Origin of the sequence: Synechococcus sp. 65AY6A5 (assembly GCF_002760415.1) — a bacterium.
GTDB lineage: Bacteria > Cyanobacteriota > Cyanobacteriia > Thermostichales > Thermostichaceae > Thermostichus.
The window spans coordinates 227,816-250,552 of sequence record NZ_AXUW01000001.1 but is presented as its reverse complement, the minus strand read 5'-3'; the positions used below and the strand labels follow the sequence as shown (position 1 = coordinate 250,552).

At 60.3% G+C, this 22,737-nt stretch carries 21 protein-coding genes; 10 read left to right on the top strand and 11 right to left on the bottom strand.

What is annotated here, in order from left to right:
• Window positions 1–371: zinc ribbon domain-containing protein (locus SYN65AY6A5_RS01165; RefSeq protein WP_143597119.1), on the top strand; the 371-nt coding region annotated here is incomplete at its 5' end.
• A gap of 20 nt (window positions 372–391) precedes the next feature.
• Window positions 392–1,093 (top strand): hypothetical protein, encoded by a 702-nt coding sequence (locus SYN65AY6A5_RS01160; RefSeq protein ID WP_011430909.1) that lies wholly within the window; start codon window positions 392–394, stop codon window positions 1,091–1,093.
• Between the two features lie 67 nt (window positions 1,094–1,160).
• Here SYN65AY6A5_RS01160 and tyrS read toward each other — a convergent pair whose 3' ends face one another.
• Window positions 1,161–2,414, bottom strand: coding sequence for a tyrosine--tRNA ligase (gene tyrS / locus SYN65AY6A5_RS01155; protein ID WP_099812990.1), 1,254 nt, complete (start codon window positions 2,412–2,414; stop codon window positions 1,161–1,163).
• Between the two features lie 408 nt (window positions 2,415–2,822).
• Complete coding sequence (gene psbU / locus SYN65AY6A5_RS01150; protein WP_041438474.1) at window positions 2,823–3,185, bottom strand: photosystem II complex extrinsic protein PsbU; 363 nt, start codon at window positions 3,183–3,185, stop codon at window positions 2,823–2,825.
• Window positions 3,186–3,399: 214 nt separating this feature from the next.
• Between psbU and gcvP the strand changes: the two genes are divergently transcribed.
• A complete protein-coding gene (gene gcvP / locus SYN65AY6A5_RS01145) occupies window positions 3,400–6,330 on the top strand; it encodes an aminomethyl-transferring glycine dehydrogenase (RefSeq protein ID WP_099883741.1) in 2,931 nt (976 codons plus the stop codon).
• A gap of 8 nt (window positions 6,331–6,338) precedes the next feature.
• On the opposite strand, the gene SYN65AY6A5_RS01140 is transcribed toward gcvP, so the two are convergent.
• On the bottom strand, window positions 6,339–7,148 hold the full coding sequence (locus tag SYN65AY6A5_RS01140; RefSeq protein ID WP_240527840.1) for a hypothetical protein: 810 nt from the start codon (window positions 7,146–7,148) through the stop codon (window positions 6,339–6,341).
• Between the two features lie 256 nt (window positions 7,149–7,404).
• On the opposite strand from SYN65AY6A5_RS01140, the gene SYN65AY6A5_RS13910 reads away from it, so the two are divergent.
• Window positions 7,405–7,587, top strand: coding sequence for a hypothetical protein (locus tag SYN65AY6A5_RS13910; protein ID WP_168174230.1), 183 nt, complete (start codon window positions 7,405–7,407; stop codon window positions 7,585–7,587).
• On the opposite strand, the gene SYN65AY6A5_RS01130 is transcribed toward SYN65AY6A5_RS13910, so the two are convergent.
• The 3 genes from SYN65AY6A5_RS01130 to SYN65AY6A5_RS01120 form a co-directional block, all read right to left on the bottom strand.
• Window positions 7,584–7,745, bottom strand: coding sequence for a DUF4089 domain-containing protein (locus SYN65AY6A5_RS01130; protein ID WP_099883740.1), 162 nt, complete (start codon window positions 7,743–7,745; stop codon window positions 7,584–7,586). The two genes, SYN65AY6A5_RS13910 and SYN65AY6A5_RS01130, sit on opposite strands and share 4 nt — an antisense overlap.
• A gap of 100 nt (window positions 7,746–7,845) precedes the next feature.
• Window positions 7,846–8,448: a hemerythrin domain-containing protein gene (locus SYN65AY6A5_RS01125; RefSeq protein WP_099883738.1), complete on the bottom strand. Its 603-nt coding sequence runs from the start codon at window positions 8,446–8,448 to the stop codon at window positions 7,846–7,848.
• Window positions 8,449–8,594: 146 nt separating this feature from the next.
• The gene (locus SYN65AY6A5_RS01120; RefSeq protein ID WP_041438476.1) at window positions 8,595–9,467 is read right to left on the bottom strand and encodes an MnmC family methyltransferase; all 873 of its coding nucleotides are present in this window, start codon (window positions 9,465–9,467) and stop codon (window positions 8,595–8,597) included.
• A 137-nt stretch (window positions 9,468–9,604) separates the two neighbouring features.
• On the opposite strand from SYN65AY6A5_RS01120, the gene accD reads away from it, so the two are divergent.
• From accD to SYN65AY6A5_RS01105, 3 genes are all read left to right on the top strand, one after another.
• Complete coding sequence (gene accD, locus SYN65AY6A5_RS01115; protein WP_011430918.1) at window positions 9,605–10,549, top strand: acetyl-CoA carboxylase, carboxyltransferase subunit beta; 945 nt, start codon at window positions 9,605–9,607, stop codon at window positions 10,547–10,549.
• A 279-nt stretch (window positions 10,550–10,828) separates the two neighbouring features.
• Window positions 10,829–11,203, top strand: a complete 375-nt coding sequence (locus SYN65AY6A5_RS01110; RefSeq protein WP_011430919.1) for an STAS domain-containing protein — start codon at window positions 10,829–10,831, stop codon at window positions 11,201–11,203.
• An 82-nt stretch (window positions 11,204–11,285) separates the two neighbouring features.
• On the top strand, window positions 11,286–11,984 hold the full coding sequence (locus tag SYN65AY6A5_RS01105) for a class I SAM-dependent methyltransferase (RefSeq protein WP_099812983.1): 699 nt from the start codon (window positions 11,286–11,288) through the stop codon (window positions 11,982–11,984).
• Here the strand turns inward: SYN65AY6A5_RS01105 and SYN65AY6A5_RS01100 are convergent.
• On the bottom strand, window positions 11,981–14,173 hold the full coding sequence (locus tag SYN65AY6A5_RS01100; protein ID WP_011430921.1) for an NAD-binding protein: 2,193 nt from the start codon (window positions 14,171–14,173) through the stop codon (window positions 11,981–11,983). The genes SYN65AY6A5_RS01105 and SYN65AY6A5_RS01100 overlap by 4 nt on opposite strands.
• Window positions 14,174–14,585: 412 nt before the next feature.
• Between SYN65AY6A5_RS01100 and SYN65AY6A5_RS01090 the strand changes: the two genes are divergently transcribed.
• From SYN65AY6A5_RS01090 to SYN65AY6A5_RS01080, 3 genes are all read left to right on the top strand, one after another.
• Window positions 14,586–15,632: a Fe(3+) ABC transporter substrate-binding protein gene (locus SYN65AY6A5_RS01090; protein WP_099835810.1), complete on the top strand. Its 1,047-nt coding sequence runs from the start codon at window positions 14,586–14,588 to the stop codon at window positions 15,630–15,632.
• A 172-nt stretch (window positions 15,633–15,804) separates the two neighbouring features.
• The gene (locus tag SYN65AY6A5_RS01085; RefSeq protein ID WP_099812978.1) at window positions 15,805–17,073 is read left to right on the top strand and encodes an esterase-like activity of phytase family protein; all 1,269 of its coding nucleotides are present in this window, start codon (window positions 15,805–15,807) and stop codon (window positions 17,071–17,073) included.
• Between the two features lie 115 nt (window positions 17,074–17,188).
• Complete coding sequence (locus tag SYN65AY6A5_RS01080) at window positions 17,189–18,898, top strand: iron ABC transporter permease (RefSeq protein WP_240527839.1); 1,710 nt, start codon at window positions 17,189–17,191, stop codon at window positions 18,896–18,898.
• Window positions 18,899–19,013: 115 nt separating this feature from the next.
• On the opposite strand, the gene SYN65AY6A5_RS01075 is transcribed toward SYN65AY6A5_RS01080, so the two are convergent.
• Genes SYN65AY6A5_RS01075 through SYN65AY6A5_RS01060 form a run of 4 tightly spaced genes read right to left on the bottom strand, consistent with a single transcriptional unit; the run spans window position 19,014 to window position 22,709 of the window.
• The gene (locus SYN65AY6A5_RS01075) at window positions 19,014–19,958 is read right to left on the bottom strand and encodes a F0F1 ATP synthase subunit gamma (RefSeq protein ID WP_011430926.1); all 945 of its coding nucleotides are present in this window, start codon (window positions 19,956–19,958) and stop codon (window positions 19,014–19,016) included.
• Window positions 19,959–20,003: 45 nt separating this feature from the next.
• The gene (gene atpA / locus SYN65AY6A5_RS01070) at window positions 20,004–21,524 is read right to left on the bottom strand and encodes a F0F1 ATP synthase subunit alpha (protein ID WP_011430927.1); all 1,521 of its coding nucleotides are present in this window, start codon (window positions 21,522–21,524) and stop codon (window positions 20,004–20,006) included.
• Window positions 21,525–21,583: 59 nt separating this feature from the next.
• On the bottom strand, window positions 21,584–22,132 hold the full coding sequence (gene atpH, locus SYN65AY6A5_RS01065; RefSeq protein WP_011430928.1) for an ATP synthase F1 subunit delta: 549 nt from the start codon (window positions 22,130–22,132) through the stop codon (window positions 21,584–21,586).
• A gap of 16 nt (window positions 22,133–22,148) precedes the next feature.
• Window positions 22,149–22,709 (bottom strand): F0F1 ATP synthase subunit B, encoded by a 561-nt coding sequence (locus SYN65AY6A5_RS01060; RefSeq protein ID WP_049749774.1) that lies wholly within the window; start codon window positions 22,707–22,709, stop codon window positions 22,149–22,151.
• Between the last annotated feature and the right edge of the window lie 28 nt (window positions 22,710–22,737).

Below are 22,737 nucleotides of genomic sequence, written 5' to 3'. Positions count from 1 at the left end.
CAGCAAGGGCGATGCTCACCTGGGCGCACTATCGGTTCAAGCAGTTCCTGAAGTTTCAAGCCAAGAAGAAAAACGTGGTTGTCGTGGAAGTATCGGAAGCGTACACCAGCAAAACCTGTACCAAGTGCGGGCACATCCACACCAAGTTGGGTGGCGCAAAGGTGTTTAGATGCCCAAAGTGCAACCATAGGCTACCACGAGATTGGCAAGGCGCTCTGGGTGTTATGCTCAGGGCTTTGCGGGATACCGCCTTTCTGTTTGGACTCCGTCCGAGTAGCGCGGTCGCGTCAGCGTCGCGTAGTGACAACGGAAACGGACAGAATGCTATCGCTTCACCGCTGAGCAGTAATGCTCAGCAGTGTTCAGCGTAAATGTATCAGGACGGTCAAACATGGCGGCCAAGCAACTGAAGTTCTACTGGAGCCCTCAGTACCAGATCTTTAGCTGTGACGGGGCCAAGCTGGAGGGGCACGGCTCCATCCAAACCAATCCCTCGCATGACCTGGTTCACTTGTTCATTGCCGCCAACGGCAAGATGCCTTGGCAGCCGGTAGAAAGCCGCGAGCAAACCTGCTTTGCCGAGTACAACGCTGTGCTGCTGGAGCACCTTTTGGTCAACTGCTTCAACGCGGCAGCGCTGGGATCCATGGCCCCAGAGCAGATCGTTCCGGAGGCGCGAAAGTTTTTGCAGTGGTTTGTTTCCGAGCATTATGCGCCTTTTCCGGTTTCCGAAGAAGAAGCCTTTCGGCGCTTTGCCGAACACTTGGATATCGAGCGCATGGTGCGGCTATTCCCCTACTTCTACAGCCTGCGCGCCTGGGAGTGCTTCAGCCCCACTTACCGCAACGAGGTTTACGATTTGGAATTCACTTCCGAAGACGATCCGGTCAAAGAAGCCCCGGAATGGGCGGCGGATCCCAATATTTTGGAGACCCAAGAGCTGGTGCGGCAAAAGCTCGCCGAAGCTGTGGCGGAGGCAAGATCGATCCGGCCCCGGCCAGAGCCCGTGTTAGCTTCGCCGCTGTTTAACCCCTCAGCCAAGACCAAGCAGAAGAAAGCCGGGCTCGGCTTTAAGCCCATCCCCACCTGTTGAATAGTTGTGGAACCATCGAGCTCCCCTCATAGAGGGGTTGGGGGTGAGGGGAGAAAACCAAAGCTGACTAGTTTGTGCCGACCACCAAGCGGCAGAAGGCCTTCTTGCCCACCTGCAAAACCCGCCCGTCCAGCTCAGAGGCTTGGGCAAACTCCAGGTCGGGATCCTCCACCTTTTGCCCGTCCAGCCGCACGGCGCCCCCTTGGATTTGCCGACGGGCCTCGGCAGCGCTCTTGCAGAGGCCGGATTCGCGCAGGATGTAGCTCAGTTTTACCGGGTAAGACAAGCACTGGATGGCAAAAGTGGGGATGGATCCCGTTTCAACGAGATTGCCTTGTAACACCAGCGCTTGGGCGGTGCGCTGCGCCTCTTCTGCGGCTTCAGAAGAGTGAAATTGGGCCACGAGGGTCTTGGCCAAGAGGATCTGGCGCTGGCGGGGATCCGCCGGCAGCTCCGAGGGGGGCACCGAGGTGAGCAGCTCAAAGTAGCGCTCCACCAGCTGATCCGGCACCTTCTCTAGCTTGGAGTACATGGTGAGGGGATCCTCGGTCAGGCCCACGTAGTTGTTTTTGGACTTGGACATTTTCTGGTAGCCATCTAAGCCCTCCAACAGGGGCACCGTCAGGCAAAATTGAGGGGTTTGGCCCTTCCACAGTTGCAGCTCCCGGCCAACCAGGAGGTTAAAGCGCTGGTCAGTCCCCCCTAGTTCCACGTCGGCTGCCAGGGCCACCGAATCATAGCCCTGCAGGAGGGGGTAGAGAAATTCGTGGAGATAAATTGGCGTCCCCGAGCGGTAGCGCTGGGCAAAGTCTTCCTTGGCCAACATCTGCCCCACCGTCATCTGAGCCTGCAGCTCGATTAGCTCGCTCAAGGTAAGGCGGGCCAGCCACTCGCTGTTGCGGCGCACCTCCAGCCGGCCAGGGGTGGCAAAGTCCAAAATCTTGGCAGCCTGCTCCAGATAGGTGCGGGCATTTTCCTCCACTTCTGCCGGCGTCAGACGGGGACGCGCCTCCGATTGGCCAGTGGGATCCCCGACCAGGGCTGTAAAATCCCCGATGAGGAGGATGGCCACATGGCCAGCATCCTGGAATTGGCGCAACTTGCGCAAGACCACTGCATGGCCCAGGTGCAGATCTGGCCGCGTGGGATCGATGCCCAGCTTCACCCGCAAGGGGCGATCGGTGGTGGCCAGGCGCTCCGCCAAGGCTGCCGCTCCCCCTGGGAAGACCTCGGCCACTCCCCGCTGCGTGATCTCGGCGATGCGGGGATCTCCCTGGGCTGACGAGACAGCAGTTGGAAATGTTCTCGAAGTTGGCTCCATCCACTTGGCTCGATGAGCACCATGGGCTATTTTAAGCCCATCAAAACCTTCGGGGTACTCTGGCGACGGGGGATAGAGACTGAGGAGGGCAGCTCCCCTTGGGTCTCACAACTAGCGGGGGAATTCCCAAGGCCATTGGGGAACTACTGGGCCCCCCTTTCATCCCCCCGTGTACGAGGGGACAGAGGGGGGTTCGGGAACGCTTGGGGAGATCTGGCGTAGTGACAAGTAGGTGAAGAAGTTAGTGGCCCGTCACTAATTACTAACCACTAGCCACTAGTTAGTAAGTGCTGTCGTGGAACCAAGAACAAGAATCCCCGCCCTTTAGGGATGGGGGGTATGTCGACGCAGGCTTCATAAAAGCTGCAGAGAAGCAGAAAGCTTTCTCCCCTGCAGACCCTGCCAGGATCAGCCGTAGTATCCCTGGTTGATCCGGTTTTCCAGTTGGTTGGCTCCCTCTTGGTACTCCCCAAACACGAAGTTCTCCGCGTTCGCCTTGATCAAGGCCTTCTGTTGCTCCGTCAATTCTGGGATCTGCAGCATGTCCTCCAGGCTGTTGTAGGGAGCATTTTTTACTAGGATGCGGGCCAGGGTGGGATAGAAGCCGGGCAACTGGCGGTAGTTGCGCAGGATGGTGTTGTTCACGTCGATGGGAGTGTCAAGATGTTTCACCGGCGGCAGCTCCGCCGCCACCGCCGGGATCCCCAAGGGGACCAAGCACAGACAGAGCAGCAACAGGATAGACACCAAGGCGGACAGGAGCCGACGCATAGCACCACCTCTCCAGACAGAGTTGAAAGCAGTCATGACAACGCTCAGGGGATAGGTCGCTAACATTCTCCGACCATTTAGTGTCTCATCCCCGCTCCCCCGAATCGAGACCCAGATTCAAATTTGGATCCCGACAGAAACAATTTTTAACAACTATGATCGGGGAATAGCCTTTTGGCGGCTGACCGACTTTCCATCGCTTTTGTTTTGCCCCATGTCCGACTCCACCATCCTCCATCCCCTCAGCCCCTCTGGACGGGAGACGCCTCAACCCCTCTCTGCCGTCGATGCCGAGCTGGAGCTGCTAGAGCAGCGAGAACTCTTCCTCTGGCGGCACATCGGGCCGGACGCCCAGCAAATCCGTCAGATGTTGCACGCCTTAGGGCTGAGCTCTCTACGGGAATTAGTGGATAAGGCGGTACCGGCGGCCATCCGCAGCAGCCGACCCCTGGGCCTGGGATCCCCCTGCAGCGAGCAACAAGTATTGGCGGAGCTGAGGGCGATGGCGGCCCAGAACCAGGTGTGGCGCTCCTTTTTGGGTATGGGCTATTCCAACTGCCTGACGCCGCCGGTGATTCAGCGCAACATTCTGGAGAACCCCGGCTGGTACACCCAGTACACCCCCTACCAGGCGGAGATCGCCCAGGGGCGGCTAGAGGCCCTGCTCAATTTCCAGACGATGGTGATCGATCTAACAGGCATGGAGATCGCCAATGCCTCCCTGCTGGACGAAGCCACTGCCGCCGCCGAAGCGATGAGCCTGGCCTACACCTTAGCGGGCAAGCAATCCCCAGTTTTTTGGGTGGATCGCGGCTGCCATCCCCAGACCATTGCCGTCGTGCAGACGCGGGCAGAGCCCTTGGGGATCCAGGTGCGTGTGGCCGATCCTTCGCAGTTGGAGCTGGAGAACGGCTTTGGATTGCTCTTGCAGTATCCCAACACCTATGGAGAGATCCGGGATTACCGCGAGCTGGTGGAGCGGGCCCACCAAAGGGGGATGGTGGTGGCCGTAGCTGCCGACTTGCTCAGCCTGACTCTCCTGCAGCCGCCGGGAGAATGGGGGGCGGACATCGTGGTGGGATCCACCCAGCGCTTTGGGGTGCCCCTGGGCTACGGCGGCCCCCATGCCGCCTACTTTGCCACTCGCGAGGCCCACAAACGGCTGCTGCCGGGGCGCCTGGTGGGGATCTCTCAGGATGCTCAGGGCAGGCCGGCCCTGCGCCTGGCTCTGCAAACCCGGGAGCAGCACATCCGCCGCGACAAGGCCACCAGCAACATCTGCACCGCCCAGGTGCTCTTGGCCGTGGTGGCCTCCATGTATGCCGTCTATCACGGCCCCCGAGGCCTGCGGCAAATCGCCGAACGCATCCACCGCCAGGCCCATCACCTAGCGGCCGCGATTCGCCAGCTGGGCTACAGGGTGGGGCCAGAGTATTTCTTCGACACGTTTTGGGTAAGGGCAGAGTCCCCCGCCCAGGTTGGGCAGATCCAAGAGCGGGCCGCCCAGCGGCGCATCAACCTGCGCCGGATCGACGAGATGACCCTGGGGATTAGCTTGGACGAGGCCACCACCGCTCAGGATCTGCGCGATCTCTGGCAGATCTTTGCCGGCTCTGAAGAGCCAGCCTGGGATGTCGAGGGCCTGGGTTTGGATGCCAACCAAAGCCTGCCCCCCCAGCTCTTGCGCACCACTCCCTACCTCACCCATCCGGTGTTCAACCGCCACCACTCGGAAACGGAGCTGCTGCGCTACATCCACCGCCTGCAGAGCCGGGATCTCTCCCTTGTCCACTCCATGATCCCCTTGGGCTCCTGCACCATGAAGCTGAACGCCACAGCCGAGATGCTGCCAATGACCTGGCCGGAGTTTGCCCAGCTCCATCCTTTTGTGCCCCTGGAACAAGCTCGCGGCTATCAAACCCTCTTTGCCCAGTTGGAGCAGATGCTGGCGGAGATCACGGGCTTTGCCGGCGTCTCCCTGCAGCCCAACGCCGGATCTCAGGGGGAATACGCCGGCTTGCTGGCCATTCGCCGCTACCACCAGGCGCGAGGGGAAAGCCAGCGGCAGGTGTGCCTGATCCCCACCTCTGCCCATGGCACCAACCCCGCCAGCGCTGTCATGGCTGGGATGCAGGTGGTGAGCGTGGCCTGCGACAGGGCCGGCAACATCGACCTCGAAGACCTGCGGGCCAAGGTGGAGCAGCACCGGGAACGCCTGGCGGCTTTGATGATCACTTACCCCTCCACTCATGGGGTATTTGAGGAGGGGATCCGCGAGATTTGCCAGATGATCCACGAGGCCGGGGGGCAGGTGTACATGGATGGGGCCAACCTCAACGCCCAGGTGGGCCTCTGCCGTCCTGCGGAGCTGGGGGCCGATGTCTGCCACCTCAACCTGCACAAGACCTTCTGCATCCCCCACGGCGGCGGCGGGCCGGGGGTGGGGCCCATTGCCGTTGCCCGTCATCTGCTGCCGCATTTGCCCGGCCACCCCTTTTTGCCCGGCTGCAACGGCCCGGTCAGCGCCGCCCCCTGGGGCAGTGCCAGCATCCTGCCCATTGCCTGGGCCTACATCCGCCTCATGGGATCCGCCGGCCTTACCCTAGCTACCCAAGTGGCCCTCCTCAATGCCAATTACATCGCCAAGCGGCTGGATCCCTACTACCCGGTGCTCTACAAAGGGCCGGGGGGATGGGTGGCCCACGAGTGCATCCTGGACCTGCGCCCCCTCAAGAAAAGCGCCGGCATTGAGGTGGAGGATGTAGCCAAGCGGCTAATGGACTACGGCTTCCACGCCCCCACCATCTCCTGGCCGGTGCCGGGGACAATGATGGTGGAGCCCACCGAGAGCGAATCCCTAGAAGAGCTGGATCGCTTCTGTGAGGCAATGATCGCCATTCGCCAGGAGATTGCTGCCATCGAGCGGGGCGAGATGGATCCCGTGCGCAATCCCCTTAAACTTGCCCCCCACACCGCCGAGGTAGTGGCCGCCGACCACTGGGATCGCCCCTACCCTCGCTCCCTAGCCGCCTATCCCCTCCCGTGGGTCAAGGAGCGCAAGTTCTGGCCCAGCGTCAGCCGCATTGACAACGCCTACGGGGATCGTCACCTGGTGTGCAGTTGTCAGCCCTGGCTGGAAGGCTAACCCTCAGATCAAGCCGCTTGTGGTTTCACTTGGACCAGCTCTGAGCAAGAGGAGAGGAGTTGCTCGGCCTCTTGCATAAGGCGCTCAGTCTCTGGCAGCGAGGCCAGCACCAGGGGCAGCACCTCCTCATCGGCCTTGACGGCATTCTCGGTTTCTTGCAGGAGATTGATCGAGTCCTCGGTAAGCAGGTCAGCCACCTGCGACAGTTGCGCCTTCAGCGAGGCGTTCTCTCGCTCCAATTGCGCCAGCCGGGCTTGCAGGCTATCCACTTGCCGATCTCGCTCTCCCAGGGCTGCTTCCAGCTCACGGTTGCGGGCCTCCAACGCTTGGCGGGCTGCCTCTGCTTGGTTCAGCCGTTCTGTCAAGCTTGCCAATTCCTCCTCCAAACTGGTGAGGCGACTCAACTGTTGCAAAAGTTGGGCATTCTCTGCTTCCAGTTTTTCAATCAACGCCTGACCGCTCAACAGATCTGCTTTGGTGGACTCCAGCTCGTGACAGACTTGGTCATAGTTGGCAATCAGCTCGCCCAGCCGAGCTTCTCTCTCCCGAAGTTCTTCTCGCAGGGAACGGACCAAGCGATCCCTTTGTTCGACGCCCTGTTGTAACTGTTCGACGTCCTGCCGCAGGATAGGCAGTTCATCCAAAGCTTTCCGGGCCGTGACCAGAAGCCTCCTGAAGCTCTTCTGCAGGCGGCTGTGGGAGTGATCTAATTTGGCGAAGGCTTCGTTGAGCGAGAGATAAGCCTCGCACAGTTTCGTGTAGCGCTGGGCCAGAAAAGTAGGGTGATCCATAATGCAGAGTCCAGGTGGGGGTGCCATGTCCATTTTATGCCGCTCATTCTATCGACCCAAGCCGGAAAAGAGGTTATTCGCTACAACAACCGTGGGATTAATTTTACTTTAAGATTTTCCTCTCTCTGGGCAAACAGCTCACGTCCTGCCCCGACAAGATTCAAACTCTCTGGCAAAAACAAAGGGGCAAAAGCGGCCCTCAAGAGTGGCACATTTTTACCCCTATCGAGGAGATTATAAATTTAGCGTCTGGAGCAAAGGATTCAAAATTAAAACACTAGATATGGTTCAAACGCGCCTAGAGGGAGCATCTCCTGGCTCAGGCAGGCCGCGCATCCGGGATCCCCAGCGCTTCCAGATGGGCGGCGGCCCGCAACAGGTTGGCCTCTTGGTAGGGGGCAGCCACCAGTTGTACGCCAAAGGGCAGGGATGTTGGCAGGCCGACAAAGGAGAGGGGCTGGGTTAGAGGCTCATCTTCTCAACCGTCGGCAGCAACGGAAACTCCAGCAGCTGTTGAGCAAGGGGCAAGAAGCGGGCGAAGTTTTCGATCACCTCCGCTCGATGGTCGGGATGCAGGAGTTGGGCCCTCTGATCGATGTAGGTTTCGGGATCCCAAGGTTGCATCGATGCAAGGGGTCGGCTGGGGAAAAAGTACCACAAGCCAGCTTGCCAAAACCAGCAGAAAGTTACCCAAGGCAAAATCCAAAGACAAGACCGTCCTTGGCTAAGGGGTGGCCATCGACGCCGTGCTACCTTGCGGAGGCCAAAGGCGTTCGTGGGGAAAGACAGGGCGAGTCACTGCCTGCCGCTCCCATTCCTCCAAGCTGGGGCGACGACCGGCAGCAGAACTGGAGGCGCTGGCCTGCAGGCGCTTGCGGAACAGGCGCAACTGCTGCTGCTCTGCAGCGGGGGAAACATGCTGGGCAAAGAGGGGATGCAAGAGCTTCTCTTCCTGCTCGAACTGGGCCCGCAACTGCCGATAGAAGTGAAGAGCAGAAGTGGGATCCAACTGCTGCGGGTCGCGCTCCGCCTGGTGCAAAAAGCGCGTCAGCTCCGGGATCTGATCCCGCAACTGCTGCTCCAGCCGGTCAATTTGGGCGCTGCGGTGGGGATCCGCCGCCAGAGCCGTCCTGAGCAGCGGGTAAAGGACATGGCGCTCCAGTTGAATGTGGCGGGAGAGGCGCTGCCGCAACCTTTGCACACAGAGACGCCGCTGCTCCAGATCTAACTCCGGAGCTCGAGAGAGGCGAGCCAAGAACTGCAGGGTAACACGGTGCTGTTCAGCACAAAGGACAACCAGTGTACCGGCAGAGGCCGAAGGAGACATAGCAGCTCACCGGAGAGAGGGCTTCACTTTAGCTTAACTTTGTCAAGACACGGCAGCTTGCGTAAGGGTACGGGACTGGTGCAGGTGTCTTGGATACACTCAGACAGCAATTCCGGCAAAAGCTGCCCAGATCTGCACTCCGGTCGCTAGGCTTGCACAGGCCAGCGGCGTTTCCAGGCGGAAGTGGGCTCAAGGGGTGAAGTTTGCTGTTCTCGCTGGCGTTGCAGCCGAATCTGGGCTCTATCCCCTTGCAAGGTAGGATCCCGGTAGGGCACCGCGGCGCGGGTTCGCAGGTGCTCCCACTCCATGGGCGAGAGGGGCGGCAGGTGATGCGGTTGGGGCGAGGCCACCGTGCCCGGCCAGGGGCGGCCCACCGGCGGCGTCGAGCCAATGAATAGCCCCGCCTCCAGCAAGGCCGCCCGCACCGCCGCCGCACAGGAATAGGTGGCCAGGATCCCGCTGGGGCGCATTCGCTCGGCCACTGCCCGCAAGAAGTCCACCGTCCACAGCTCCGGGCAAACCGAAGGGGAGAAGGGATCCAAAAACACCGCATCCGCCCATCCCGGCGGCACCTGGAGCAGGGTTTGCCGGGCATCTCCCCACAGCAGGGTTCCCCGCCAGCGCGGCGATTGCCAGGATCCCTGCTCGATCAAGTGTTGCCACTCCTGGCCAAAGCTCCAGGTGGATCCCACCCCCACCTGCCAGGCCTGGCGGGGCACCTCTGGGGATCGCTCCAGGCCAATGACTTCCACAGGGCAATCGGGCCGCACCTGCCAAATCGTCTCCAAGGCCAGGCCGGAGTTGTAGCCGAGGCCAAAGCAAATATCCAAGAGGCGAATGGGATCGTCCGGATCCCGCTCCAACGGCAGGCGATCCAGCCGGCAAGGGCGGACAAACTTCTCCAGCGCTTCCTGGGCAGCGCCGCTGGTGTTATGGAAAGCCTGCCCGAACTCTTGGGAGAAAAAGGTCAGGGATCCATCCCCTGTGGTCAACACCTGCCACTGGGTTTCTGCGGTCATGGGCTATTGCAAGTCTCTATTTCCAGCTTGGCGATTCTTTGATAGCTTGAGAACGTTAAGATGAGTTTCGCAGCTCACCGGCAGGGCTTACAGATTCAGCTCTGGCCATCCCTAGCTAGGGGGGTACCTCAGCGGCTATGTCTTTACTGGATTGGTTTGCCGAGCGGCGCAAGCAGACTTCCCTTAACTTGACCGGCAGCAGCCCCTTCGACAAAGAGCGGCAAGTGCGGGAGATCGCCGACGGCCTGTGGCAGAAGTGTCCGGCTTGCGACGCCCTCACCTACACCAAGGATCTGCAGCAGAACTGGCAGGTTTGCCCGAGCTGCGGCTATCACCATCGCATCACGGCCCCGCAGCGGCTGCAGCAGCTTTTGGATCCCGGCTCCTGGCAGCCCCTTGACGAGCACCTGGCCCCCACCGATCCGCTGCACTTTTTCGACCAAAAGCCCTACGCCGAGCGACTGGCCTCTTATCAGGAGCGCACCCAACTTAAAGATGCCGTCTTGACCGGGCTGGGCAGCTTGGAAGGGATCCCAGTGGCGATGGGCGTGATGGACTTCCGCTTTATGGGCGGCAGCATGGGCTCGGTGGTGGGCGAGAAGATCACCCGTCTTACCGAACGAGCTACCCGCGATCACCTGCCCCTAGTCATCTTCTCCGCCTCGGGGGGAGCCCGCATGCAGGAAGGGATCCTCAGCTTGATGCAAATGGCCAAAACGGCAGCCGCTCTGCAAAGGCACCGCGAGGCCGGGCAATTGTTCATCTCTGTGCTCACCCATCCCACCTATGGGGGGGTGACTGCCAGCTTTGCCATGTTGGGGGATTTGATCCTGGCCGAACCCGGCGCCCAGGTGGGGTTTGCCGGGCCCAATGTTATTGAGCAAACCATCGGCAAGGGCAAGCTGCCGGAGGGCTTCCAGACGGCCGAATATCTGCTGGCCCACGGGCTCATCGACGCAATTGTGCCGCGAACCGAGCTGCGCAGGCGCCTGGCCCAGTTGCTGGCCATGCACCGTCCTCGCCTGCGTATGTCCCTTCCCGCCCTCGAGCCGACTTATGCGCTCGATCCGGCCAGGATCTGAGATGGGGAGCCAAGGTTGGATCCCTCTGCCTGCAGGCGGAGCGGCTAGCTCCCCTCTCCCAAAGGGAGAGGGGTAGGGGGTGAGGGATTGCTCCCCGTCTGAAGAGGAAGTGAGGGTAGCTGCCTCAACGCTGGGCCCCGCAGACAATCTCAACCAGTTGGAAATTGCCATGGCAAAGAGGGATACCCTCTCTTTCTGCATAAGAGGGATTTCCTGCCGAGGGGGTAATAGCAGCAACCGATGGTGCTAAGGTGGGGCATGAGGTCTTGACTGGAAACGATGGATTTTAAGCTGCGCATCCGTACTGCCGAAACCCCCCAGGGGCAAAAGCTGGCAATCGTGCCCTTAGAGGGTCGCTTTGACGCCAAAGCCGCTTCTGAAGTCCGGCAGTTGCTGCAGCAGGTTTTGGATTTTGGCTACCACAACCTGTTGATCGACATGTCGGCGGTTACCTTTATGGATAGCTCCGGCCTGGGAGTGCTGATCTCGGCCTTGCGCAAGTGCCGGGCTGCCGGCGGCAACCTCAGCCTCTGTTGCGTTCCCGAAAGTGTCTCCCTTGTCCTCAGCCTCACCTCCATGGAAAAGGTCTTGACCTGTTTTGACGACCTAGAGACGGGCATCGCCAACTTCTCCACCGCTTCTTCCGCTCGCTAGGCCGACATTCCTTTTTGATTTGCTTCGATGCCCTTCCTGCGCTGCTGACCTGGTTCCCAGGATTCGTTGAGAATGCTCAGCCATGCCCCAAACCGGCCTCGATACCTTTCAGCTTCTTTACCAGCACCACCGTGGCCCCAGCTTTTGCGAGCGCATGCTGGCCACGGCTCCTGGGCGCTTCAACGAGGCCTTTTGGCGGTTTTGGCAGCAGCACGTTGAGCCTTGCTTGCCTGCTGCGCCCTGCCTGCTGGATCTGGGAACGGGGCCGGGGTATGTCCTCCGGCAGTGGGCCCAGCGCTACCCCGGCGGACAGTTGATCGGCGTAGATCTGATGCCCTACATGTTGGAGCGGGCTAAAGCCGACCTCAAAGACATCCCCGGCATCCAACTGCTGCAAGCGGACCTCCACGATCCCCATTTGCCCCTGCCCGATAGCAGCGTTGACGCGGCCCAGGCGGTGGTGGTGATCCACGAGATGGTGCAGCCGGTGCGCCTGTTGCAAGCGGTGCGGCGTCTACTCAAGCCAGGGGGACGATTTTTGCTAGTGGACTGGGTGCGCGCCCCCCTCAGCCTCTACTTCGATGCCGCCACCGAGGCCCAACTGTTTCAGCCGGACACCCCCCTAGATACCTTGGTGGATCAATTTACCCACTTCTACGAGCACAACCGCTTCAGCGCCGAGGACTTGGCCTGGCTGTTGGAGAAGGTTGGTTTAAGAGTCGTGGCCCAGGAGCTCTACGGGCAAAATCGCTTTGTGCGTCTTGTGGCCGAAAAGCCCTAGAGGACTTCAAGGATCCGCCGCTCGCCGGACTGCACCTGGGCAAACACCTGCACCTCGGTGCTCATTTTGCGCAGTTGGCGGGCCAACTTAATCGCCTTGTCGCGGGGGAGAGGGGGGCTCACCACCGCCGGCAGACAGCGCAACAGCGGCTTCAGGGCCGTCTTGGGCAGCCGCGCATAAAACGCCAAGGTGGAGAGGATCTCGTCTTCAAAGTAGGGGTTGCGACATTCCAAAAGGCGCACTTGATACAGCTCCGGCGGCAGAGGGCGTCCCTGGGCCAGGCGAATCAGGGATCCCACCGTCCCCATCACATACAGGCGATCCCCCCGCTTCAACACCGTCTCGCCCTCTTTCTGCCAGATCTTGGGGAAAACACAGGGCCGGCCCGGTCGGGAGTGATGCAGCAAAATTGCCAGGTCGTAATCCTGGGCCAGTTGCCGCAGGGACAGCCCCAGGTAAGGGCTGGAAGGCGAGACCTCCAGCAGCGTCACCAGCAGCGTTTCCCCCTCCCAAGTTAAGGTGCCGTAAACGGATCCCACCAGCGCTGCCGTGGCAAAAGCGCGCGCCCCCAGGGCGGTGGTGCTGTAGCTGGTTCCCAGCGTCTGCAGATGCCGCTGCATCCGCGCCGCCACCTGGGGATCGGTAACCCGCAAGATGGTGCGGATCCCCGGTTGCAGGCTGTGGGCGGTCAGGGCGGTCTCGAGGTTGGTGAGATCGTCAGGCGTCGTGCAGATCAGGCAGCGGCTGCTTTGGATGCGAGCCTGTTGCAGCGTGCTGGCCAGAGCGTAGTTGCCCCGAATCACCACCGCCCCCTCCCGTTCCGCCGCTTCCACCAGAGGGTTGTCGCTGTCGGGCTCCACCACCACCACCTCATAGCCCATCTGCCGCAACAACTGCAGCACCAAGTAGCTTAGCCGCCCCAAACCGGCAATCACCACATGATCCGCTTTGGGCATACGGGCGGCTCGGCCCAAGCCAAAGCGGCTGCTCACCAACTTGTCGGTCACCAACCCGTAGATCAACCCCACCAGGGCAGCTCCCACCAAGGTCATGACCACCGCCACCACCTTCACCCCCAGCGGCGTCTCCGCCTGCTGAAAAGCCTCGATGTCGCCATACCCCCCTGTCAACACCACGATGGTCAGCAGCAGCCCGTCAACCACAGATTTGCCGATAATTCTGAAATTAATGACCCCCAGCACCAACATCGCCCCCAAGGTGAAGGTGAGGGTATGCACGATGGGCTTGACCTGCAGCAGTCCCTGCAGGCTTCTGCGCAGCCAAGATAGGAGGCCCCGCCCGAACGACTTGCCTCGCCGTTGTTGTCGCCTGTCTTGCGCCTGTCCGCTGGCCCAGCGTTGGGCCCGCGAAGAGCCGCGCCGCCCGTTGCGCTCCAACAGTTGCAGATAGGATCTGGGGTCGCAGATCACCAAAATGCGATCCCCCTCCAGCAGCTCTGCCTCGTGGTCGAAATCGTCGAAAACCCGAGACTCGGAAAAGTCGGACAGCCCGTCCACCGGGTAGTGGAACAGCACCCGCGCCCCAAAGGTTTCCTCCAGTTCCGCGAGGGGCATGTGCAGCAGACGGGAGTTGTAGCCGATGGTCAGCTCCACCACGTTCCAGAGGGTGGTCTCTTGGGGGGCGCCCAAATAAAGCGGATCGGCCAGCTCCGGCGGCAGCGTGGCCGGCTGAGCCTCCAACTGGGGCAGCTCGAAGTAGCCGACAAATTCGTCCGAGACAGCCTTGAGGGCAAAGGCCGGAGCCGCTAAGCCGGCAACCGATAGGGAAAAATGCTGCGGCAAAATCGAGTCCAGGTAGCGGGCAAGGCCGGTGTTAAACAGACGAGAGACAATGCGCGCCTGCGGGTTGAGATCTCGAATCAAGAGGGCCAGCTCGAAGTTGGCCTGGTCGTTGTCCTCCAGCAGCAGCGCCACCTTGATCCGCTCGATCCCAGCCCGGCGCAGCACCTCCGGCTGATGGGGATCCCCCTCTACGTATTGCCACGGTTCCTTTAACAAAGAAGGCCGCGGGCCAGGAGCCACCACCACCGCGCGCTGTCCAAAGTCTTCCAGAATCTGCAGCGTCAACGCTGCCAAGTCGTTGTAGCCACAGACTAGGAGGAAAGCACCTGGATCCCGGCCATTGTCTTGCAGTTGCTCATCCGGCCCTTGAGAAGGGGAGCCCACCATACTCCACCATCCACCCTGCTCCCTTTATACCCAAGGCAGCTCTAAAACCCCGACCTACCCAAAATATTCTATTCCAGTAAGGGATCCCCTTGCCCGGCCAGCCGCATGAGGAGCGACCTTGGCTCTTGTTTCCAGCGAGAGTTGGCGGATCTGAGGCCAAACGGTTCAAAGATGAGAACAACTCCCAACAGCTTGACTCGGTACTTAGGATCCCCTATCATTGCCCCAGAGCAAAGTTCTTGAATAAAAATCTCAATAAGCTTGGCCTAGACAAAGATCAAAAGGCCGGCATTTGGGAAAACTCCCCTGCTTTCAGGGGAGGGACTTTCAAGTGCTTTCTCGGGTAAAGGCATTGCTGACTGGGTCAATGCAGCAGCCTTTCTTGAAATGTTTTTGAGTTTAGGAGTTGGGTATGCGCTTATCGCGACGGCAATTTGTCAGCTGGGCCGCTCTGGGCTCTGTAGCCTTGGCGGCAGGCTCGTTGGGGCGTCCGGCCCGCGGCGCCAACCGGGAGGTGAACCTCTACACCTCTCGGCACTACGGCACAGACGAAAAATTGTACGACCTCTTCAAGCAGAAAACGGGCATTACGGTGAACTGGGTGCAGGGCAACGCCGATGAGATCGTCCAGCGCATCCGCAGCGAGGGCTCCAACAGCCCCGCCGACATCTTCATGACGGTGGATGTTGCCCGGTTGTGGCGCGCTCAGAACGAGGGCTTGTTTCAACCCATCCAGTCGGAGACGCTCTCCAAAAATATTCCCGAGTCTCTGCGGGATCCAGAGGGGTACTGGTTTGGCCTCACCAAGCGGGCGCGGGTGATCATGTACAACAAAGACAAGGTGGATCCCAAGGAGTTGTCCACCTATGAGGACTTGGCAAACCCCAAATGGCGGGGCAAGGTGCTCACCCGCTCCTCCAGCAATGTGTACAGCCAATCTCTGACGGCCTCGATCATCTTGGCGCATGGGATCCCGGAAACCGAAAAGTGGGCCCGCGGCCTAGTGGCCAACTTTGCCCGCCCGCCGGAAGGGGGAGACATCGATCAGATCAAAGCCGTAGCTGCTGGCGTGGGGGATGTAGCCTTAGCCAACACCTACTACCTGGCGCGCTTGATCAAATCCGACAATCCTGAAGATCGGGCCGTAGCGGAAAAGGTGGGCGTCTTCTTCCCCAACCAAGAAGATCGCGGCACGCACGTCAACATCAGCGGCGCCGGAATTTTGAAAACTGCTCCCAACAAAGAGGCGGCCATCCAGTTTCTGGAGTTCCTCTCCGGCCCAGAAGCGCAGGCTATCTTTGCCCAAAGCAACAACGAGTACCCGGTGCTGCCGGGGGCTGAGATCGACTCGGTGGTGGCCAGCTTTGGCACCTTCAAGGGAGACACGATCAACGCCGCCAGCATCGGTCGCGTGACCCCCGATGCCCTGATGGTTATGGATCGGGCCGGTTGGAAGTAGATCATGCCTCCAGGACAGGCCCTGAGCGCAGCCTCCCGTTGGTAGAGCCGCAAACGTTAAGCAGCTTGACAGTTTTTGGCCAAACGTTGATACTCTAGGACGGCGTTGCCTCCGTTCGAGGCCGCTCGGGCCTTTTGTCTATACTTTTTCAAGGTTTCTGGAGGCTCAGCCAATGAAGCAACTGCGCACTGCAGTCTTGTTTTTGCTCCTCCCTTTTTTAACTTCTTCCTACAGCAGTAGCCCGGCAGAGGCCATTGAAAGCCTCCCCGAAAAGGCTCCCGTTCCCAAGCGGGATCTGCTTTTAACCACGGAAAACGGCGTCAAAATCTATAATGGCGGGTTTGGCTCTGGCCTTGCCTTTGATGGCCAGTACTTCTATGCTCTCACCGATCGCGGCCCCAATATCGACGGAGCTGAATCCAACGACAAGATCTTTCCTAAGCCCGACTTTACCCCTCAAGTTGCCAGATTATCCCTGGAGGGCGAGGGCTTCAAGTTAGACAAAGTCATCCTGCTGCAAGACGAAACCGGCAAAAATCTCACGGGGATCCCCAATCCATCTGATTTGGGGGGAACAGGAGAAAAAGCTTACGATCTCAGTGGCAAACAGATAGCGCCGGATCTCAAGGGCATCGATCCAGAAGGCATTGCGGTGGCCAAAGATGGCAGTTTTTGGGTTGCCGACGAATATGGACCTCACTTGATCCACTTCGACGCCAACGGCAAGGCCATCGAGTGGCTAAATCCTTTTGGGAGCGGAGTCGGTGGCAAAAAGCTGCCAGAAGTCTACAAACATCGGCGCCCCAATCGCGGCATGGAGGGGCTGACGCTGACGCCCAATCAGAACTATCTGGTTGGCATCATGCAGTCGCCGCTTTTGAACCCAAACAAAGACGTTCAAAAGACTGCGACCGTTTGCAGAATACTCTTCTATGACCTGACCACGGGCAAGTTTAGGGAATACCTCTACCCTCTGGAGGGAACAGGCACGGCCGTTAGCGAAATTGCCGCCATCACAGACACGACTTTCCTAGTCCTCGAGCGGGACGGCAAAACTCCGGGAGCCGACAAAGACGTAACCAAGAAAATCTACAAAATTGACATCTCTGGCGCTACCGATGTCTTTGATCCTGGCCCAAACGGCCGGTTGGTCGACGGCAAAACGCTGGAGCAGTTGACCCAAGAGGAAAAGGCCGCAGCAGGGATCAAGCCTGTTGCCAAAGAAGAAGTCTTTGACATCACGTCGATCCCCAATTATCTCCACGATAAGCCAGAGGGATTGGTCATTCTCGACGCAAATACTCTGGCGATAGTGAACGATGACGACTTCGGCATTGTCTCGGAAAAAGGCGTGGTTCAGGAGAAAAAGATGCCCTACCTAGACAACAAGCTAGACGAGAACATTGTCTATTTTGTTAAGTTGCCAAAGGGTTTGTTTTGAAAGAGAACCTAGCTGTCAAAAGGGGGAAATTCCCTACGGATTTCCCTTTTTTCTCAGAGCTTGCCGGAGCAGGTGTCCCTGAAAAATTGAGATGCACACAGGAACTGGGCTAAAGTTGTTGAGCAAATCTCTGCAAAAAGTTGGCTTCCCCCCTCTCAGCGGATGGGCACTCCTGACTTTAACCCTCAGCGGCCTCATCCTCCTTCCCGTCCTGACGGTGCTGCTCAGCCTCTTTGCCGATGAGCGGCAGGTTTGGCAGCACCTGGCCGACACGGTCTTGGGGCTATATGTGCGCAATACCCTGGTGATGATGGTGGGTGTGGCAGTGGGCGTTATCCTGGTCGGCAGCGGCACCGCCTGGCTGGTGACGATGTGCGAGTTTTGGGGGCGGGCCTGGCTGGAGTGGATGCTGGTGTTGCCCCTGGCAGCTCCTACTTATGTGTTGGCCTACGCCTACACGGACTTTTTGCAAGTAACCGGCGGCTTCCAGATCTGGCTGCGGCGGGTCACCGGCTGGGGCATCGGCGACTACTGGTTCCCTAACATTCGCTCCTTGTGGGGGGCGATCCTGCTGCTCGTCCTCACTCTTTACCCCTATGTGTATCTCTCGGCGCGGCTGGCCTTCCAGGAACAGTCGGTGGCCTGTTTGGAGGTGAGCCGCTCCTTGGGCTATGGGCCGTGGGCCAGCTTTTTCCGAGTGGCCTTGCCGCTGGCGCGGCCGGGGATCGTGGCCGGCTGTCTGCTGGCTTTGATGGAGACCTTGAACGACTTTGGGACGGTCAGCTACTTTGGGGTCGATACCTTTACCACCGGCATCTACCGCACCTGGACGGCCTTGGGCAATCCGGTGGCTGCCGCCCAGCTCTCGGCGCTGCTGCTGCTGTTGGTGCTGCTGCTGATGGCCCTGGAGCAATTTTCCCGCCGGCGGGCGCGCTACTATCGCCAAGGGTTCAAGCCGTCCCTCACCCGCTACCGTCTGCAGGGGATGCGGGCGGTGGGGGCGTGGCTGGCCTGTGGGATCCCGATTGGGCTGGGCTTTGTCGTGCCGGCCCTGATCCTGCTCAACATGACTCTGCGCCAGGGAGAGTTGGGCCGCCGCTTTTGGAGCTACGCCCAGAACAGTTTTCTCCTCTCGACGATCACGGCGGTGATTGCCGTCTTGGTGGCGGTGGTGGTGCTGTACGGTTTGCGGCTGCAAGGGTTCGAGCAGGCGAGATCTGTCCGGGGCCTGCGGCTGGCGGTGCGGCTGTCTTCTCTGGGCTACGCGCTGCCCGGGGTGGTGATCGCGGTGGGGGTTCTGATTCCCCTAGGGCGGCTGGATCAACTGCTGAGCGACTTGCGGCAGGTGGTACTGCAACAGCCGCCCGGCTTGGTGATCAGCGGCACCATTGTGGCGTTGGTGTTTGGCTACCTGGTGCGCTTTTTGGCCGTTGCCCTGGCCACGGTCGAGGCGACGCTAGCGCGCATTCCTCCCAGCCTGGATGAAGCAGCCCGCAGCTTGGGGCAGGGATCCCTGGGCACCTTGCTACGGGTGCACCTGCCCCTGATGGGAGGCGGGATCCTGGCGGCGATGCTGCTGGTGTTTGTGGATGTAATGAAGGAGCTGCCGGCAACGATGGTGCTACGCCCCTTCAACTTCGATACCTTGGCCGTCCACACCTACCGCATGGCTGCCGACGAACGGCTGGCCGAGGCCGGCGCTCCTGCCTTGGCGATTGTCCTGGTGGGGATTTTGCCGGTGATCCTGCTCAACGCCCAGATAGCCCAGCGACGCAATCTAGGCTCCTCAAATGAAATGAAACGTCTCCCTACTCCCCTCTCCTAGAGGGAGAGGGGTTGGGGGTGAGGGTCGCGGCGCGAGGCGCTTGGCTTTTCTGGGCTAGAGAAGGCTGCCCTCTATGCGTCAGCTTGAGTGCAGGAGTGGGTCACTGGAGGGAAGTTTACAGGGCCTCAGCCCCGGCAACTACCTCCAGGATCTCCTGAGTGATGGCCGCCTGCCGAGCTTTGTTGTAGGCAAGGCCCAGTGTGCGGATAAGCTCGGTGGCGTTGTCGCTGGCGTTGCTCATGGCCGTCATGCGGGCCGCCAACTCGCTGGCCGCTGCTTCCTGCAAAGCCCGCAACAACTGGTTATTCAAGTACAGCGGCAGCAGCGCGTCCAAAATCTGCACCGGATCCTGCTCGAAGATCATGTCCGGCGGCGGAGCGGAAACAGCAGCCACGATCTTGCTGCGCTCGACGGTGAACTCTCCCCCGCGCACCAGAAGGTTAAAAATCTCGTCGTCGCGGGCAGCCAGGCGCGTGGGATCCAGAGGAAGCAGCGACTGCACCACTGGCCGCGAGCTAATCAGCGAGACAAAGCGAGTGTAGATGAGCTCCACCTTATCCACCTTCTCGGAGAGGAAAGCGGAGAGCAGCTCATCCCCAATTTGAGCAGCTTCAGCGGCAGTGGGGATCTGGGACAGATTCACGTAGGTCTTGGCGATGGGGGCAGAGCGGCGCTGAAAATACTGCACCGCCTTGCGGCCCACCAGGTAAAGCCGCACCTGCTGCCCCGTCTCCTGCAGCTCGCGCACCCGCTCCTCGGTGCGCTTGATAACGTTGGCATTGTAAGCGCCGCACAGGCCCCGATCCCCGGCCACCACCAATAGGCCCACGGTCTCAATGGGCCGCTGCTTCAGCAGGGGCAGGTCGACATCCTCCAGCCGCAACCGCGTCTGCAGGCGGTAGAAAACCTGGGCCAGGCGATCGGCAAAGGGACGGGTGGCCATCACCTGCTCCTGAGCCCGTCGCACCCGCGCCGCGGCCACCAGGCGCATGGCCTCTGTAATCTTGCGGGTGTTCTTCACCGCCTTGATGCGGTCGCGAATCCGCTTTAGGTTTGCCATAACCGATCCTCTCTGCTGTGGTCACTGGATGGGGATCCCCGGCAACTAGGCCGCCTTGGCCAGGAAGCTTTGCTTGAACTCCGCGATGGCGGTTTTCAAGATCTCTTCCGCCTCGTCGGTAAGCTGCTTGGTGGAGAGGACGATCTCGCCATACTTGGGATGGGCGGTGCCCAAGTAGGACAGCAGGCCCTGCTTAAAGCTGGAGACTTTCTCCACCGGAATGTCGTCCAAATACCCCCGCGTCCCGGCGTAGATGATGGCCACCTGCTGATCCAAAGACAGGGGCGAGTACTGCGGCTGCTTGAGGATCTCCTGCAGCCGTTGGCCGCGGGCCAGTTGCTTCTGGGTAGCTTCGTCCAGGTCGGAGGCAAATTGGGCAAAGGCTTCCAGGTCGCGATATTGCGCCAGTTCCACCTTGATCGAGCCGGCCACTTTCTTCATCGCCTTGGTCTGGGCTGCCGAGCCGACGCGGCTGACAGAGATGCCGACGTTGATGGCCGGGCGAATGCCGGCGTTGAACAGATCCGACTCCAGGAAGATCTGCCCATCGGTAATGGAGATAACGTTGGTGGGAATATAGGCCGACACGTCGTTGGCCTGGGTTTCCACAATCGGCAGCGCCGTCATGGATCCCTCGCCCAGCCGGCTGTTCAGCTTGGCGGCCCGCTCCAGCAGGCGCGAGTGCAGATAGAACACATCTCCTGGGTAGGCTTCCCGTCCAGGTGGGCGCCGCAACAGCAGCGACATCTGCCGGTAGGCCACCGCCTGCTTGGACAGATCGTCGTAGACCACCAGGGTATGCTTGCCCTGGTACATGAAGTACTCGGCGATGGTGGCGCCGCAATAGGGGGCCAGCCACTGCAGCGGGGCCGGGCTGTCGGCGCCGGCAGCCACCACAATGCTGTAGTCCATCGCCCCTCGCTCGCTCAGGATGTTCACCACCTGGGCGATATTGCTCTGCTTCTGGCCGATGGCCACATAGATGCAAATGACATCCTGTCCTTTTTGGTTGAGGATGGTGTCGACAGCAAGGGTGGTCTTGCCGGTTTGGCGGTCGCCGATGATCAGCTCCCGCTGGCCCCGCCCGATGGGGATCAGGGCATCGATGGCGGTGATGCCAGTCTGCAGGGGCTCGTAGACGGAGCGGCGATCGACGATGCCAGGGGCCGGCGACTCAATGAGGCGCGTCTCGGTGCAGTGAATCGGCCCTTTGCCATCGATGGGATTGCAGAGGGGATCCACCACGCGGCCCAGCAGGGCTTCTCCCACCGGGATGCTGGCAATTCTGCCCGTGGCTTTGACGATAGATCCTTCTTGGATGTTGCGCCCGGAGCCGATCAGCACCGCGCCGACGTTGTCTTCCTCCAGGTTGAGGGCAATGCCCACCGTGCCATCCTCGAACTCCAGTAGCTCGCTGGCCATCACCTTCTCCAAGCCGTAGATGCGGGCAATGCCGTCCCCCACCTGCAGGACGGTGCCGACATTGGAGATCTGCATCTCCTGGTTGTACTGTTCGATCTGTTGCTTGATGATGGTGCTGATCTCGTCTGGGCGAATTGTAGGCATGGCAGTCCTCTCGAGGGAATGGGAAGGGATCCAAAATTAAGGAAAAACGCTCGGCCAATCTAGGCTAACTGCAGCGCCAGCCGGCGCAACTGGCCGCGCAGGCTAAGGTCGATCACCTGGGATCCAATCTTAATGATCACTCCACCCAGCAACGTGGGATCTTGGCTGGTCTGGAGCTCCACGCCGCTGGCTTGTGTGAAGTCCCTCACCCGCTCGCGGATCGACTGCTGTTGCGCCTCGGTCAAAGGTACCGCTGTGGTCACCTCGGCCAGGACGATATTTTTGAGCTTCCGCTGCAGCTCCAAGAACCGCTGGCAGACGGCCCCGAGGAACATAATACGGCGACGGTCGCTCAACAGCTTGAGCGCGTTCAGCAGCAGCGGGTGGATCTGGTCGGCAAACACCTGCTGCAACAGGTTTTTCTTGGCTTCCGCCTTGACCAGGGGACTGGCGAGGAATTGGCCCAGCTCCGGCGTGGCCTGCACAACCGCGGCAATGAAACGGATGTCGGCCTCAAAGGTATCCAATAATCCCTGCGCAGAGGCCAGCGAAACAAGGGCTTCGGCGTAGGGATCCACCACTCTGGCGGCCATGGTGCTGCTGATCATAACTTCCCCTTTCCTCCTAGCGGGCAATCATCTGGATCCCCCGTTCAATCAGGCGCTGGTGCACCTGCTCGTTGAGGTGTTGCGGCAGCTCCTGCTCCACCTTGCTCAGGGCTTGGCGCACGATCTGGCGGCGCAGCTCCTGGAGAATTTGCTCTTGTTCGGCAGAGAGATCCCTTTCGGCGTTGGCGCGCAGCCGCTCGATCTCCCGCTCCGCCTGCTGCAACAGCTCCTGCCGGCGGGCTTCCGCATTGGCCTCCGCCTGTTTGCGAATGCGCTCCGCCTCCTGCTGAGCCTGCGCCAGCTTTTGCTGCTCCTCCGCCAGCCTCTCGATCGCCTCCTGCTTGCGCTGCTCCGCCTGGCGCAGCTCCTCGAGGATGCCTTCTCGCCGTTTGGCCAGAGCTTCCCCCACCACCCGGCGGCCCAAAATGTACAGCAGGCTGAGGATGATGGCGATGTTGATTAAGTTGCTTTCCAGAATCGCATCCAGGATCCCCTTTTCTGCAGAACCCTCAGTGGCTTCCGTCACCGGCTCGGCAACGGCCAAAAGCCAAGCGGGCACAAGGCTCCACACCAGCATCACGCGCTACTCCAAAGGAATGTTCAAC

Excerpts from the sequence above, each read along its gene's own strand:
- SYN65AY6A5_RS01090 (WP_099835810.1), top strand. The coding sequence starts at position 14,586 with ATGCGCTTATCGCGACGGCAATTTGTCAGCTGGGCCGCTCTGGGCTCT.
- SYN65AY6A5_RS01100 (WP_011430921.1), bottom strand. The coding sequence starts at position 14,173 with ATGGTGGGCTCCCCTTCTCAAGGGCCGGATGAGCAACTGCAAGACAAT.
- SYN65AY6A5_RS01105 (WP_099812983.1), top strand. The coding sequence starts at position 11,286 with ATGCCCCAAACCGGCCTCGATACCTTTCAGCTTCTTTACCAGCACCAC.
- tyrS (WP_099812990.1), bottom strand. The coding sequence starts at position 2,414 with ATGGAGCCAACTTCGAGAACATTTCCAACTGCTGTCTCGTCAGCCCAG.
- atpH (WP_011430928.1), bottom strand. The coding sequence starts at position 22,132 with ATGATCAGCAGCACCATGGCCGCCAGAGTGGTGGATCCCTACGCCGAA.
- SYN65AY6A5_RS01130 (WP_099883740.1), bottom strand. The coding sequence starts at position 7,745 with ATGCAACCTTGGGATCCCGAAACCTACATCGATCAGAGGGCCCAACTC.
- SYN65AY6A5_RS01110 (WP_011430919.1), top strand. The coding sequence starts at position 10,829 with ATGGATTTTAAGCTGCGCATCCGTACTGCCGAAACCCCCCAGGGGCAA.
- SYN65AY6A5_RS01075 (WP_011430926.1), bottom strand. The coding sequence starts at position 19,958 with ATGGCAAACCTAAAGCGGATTCGCGACCGCATCAAGGCGGTGAAGAAC.
- SYN65AY6A5_RS01085 (WP_099812978.1), top strand. The coding sequence starts at position 15,805 with ATGAAGCAACTGCGCACTGCAGTCTTGTTTTTGCTCCTCCCTTTTTTA.
- SYN65AY6A5_RS01140 (WP_240527840.1), bottom strand. The coding sequence starts at position 7,148 with ATGGCACCCCCACCTGGACTCTGCATTATGGATCACCCTACTTTTCTG.
- accD (WP_011430918.1), top strand. The coding sequence starts at position 9,605 with ATGTCTTTACTGGATTGGTTTGCCGAGCGGCGCAAGCAGACTTCCCTT.
- SYN65AY6A5_RS01060 (WP_049749774.1), bottom strand. The coding sequence starts at position 22,709 with ATGCTGGTGTGGAGCCTTGTGCCCGCTTGGCTTTTGGCCGTTGCCGAG.
- atpA (WP_011430927.1), bottom strand. The coding sequence starts at position 21,524 with ATGCCTACAATTCGCCCAGACGAGATCAGCACCATCATCAAGCAACAG.
- SYN65AY6A5_RS01125 (WP_099883738.1), bottom strand. The coding sequence starts at position 8,448 with ATGTCTCCTTCGGCCTCTGCCGGTACACTGGTTGTCCTTTGTGCTGAA.
- SYN65AY6A5_RS01160 (WP_011430909.1), top strand. The coding sequence starts at position 392 with ATGGCGGCCAAGCAACTGAAGTTCTACTGGAGCCCTCAGTACCAGATC.
- gcvP (WP_099883741.1), top strand. The coding sequence starts at position 3,400 with ATGTCCGACTCCACCATCCTCCATCCCCTCAGCCCCTCTGGACGGGAG.
- SYN65AY6A5_RS13910 (WP_168174230.1), top strand. The coding sequence starts at position 7,405 with ATGGTTCAAACGCGCCTAGAGGGAGCATCTCCTGGCTCAGGCAGGCCG.
- psbU (WP_041438474.1), bottom strand. The coding sequence starts at position 3,185 with ATGCGTCGGCTCCTGTCCGCCTTGGTGTCTATCCTGTTGCTGCTCTGT.
- SYN65AY6A5_RS01120 (WP_041438476.1), bottom strand. The coding sequence starts at position 9,467 with ATGACCGCAGAAACCCAGTGGCAGGTGTTGACCACAGGGGATGGATCC.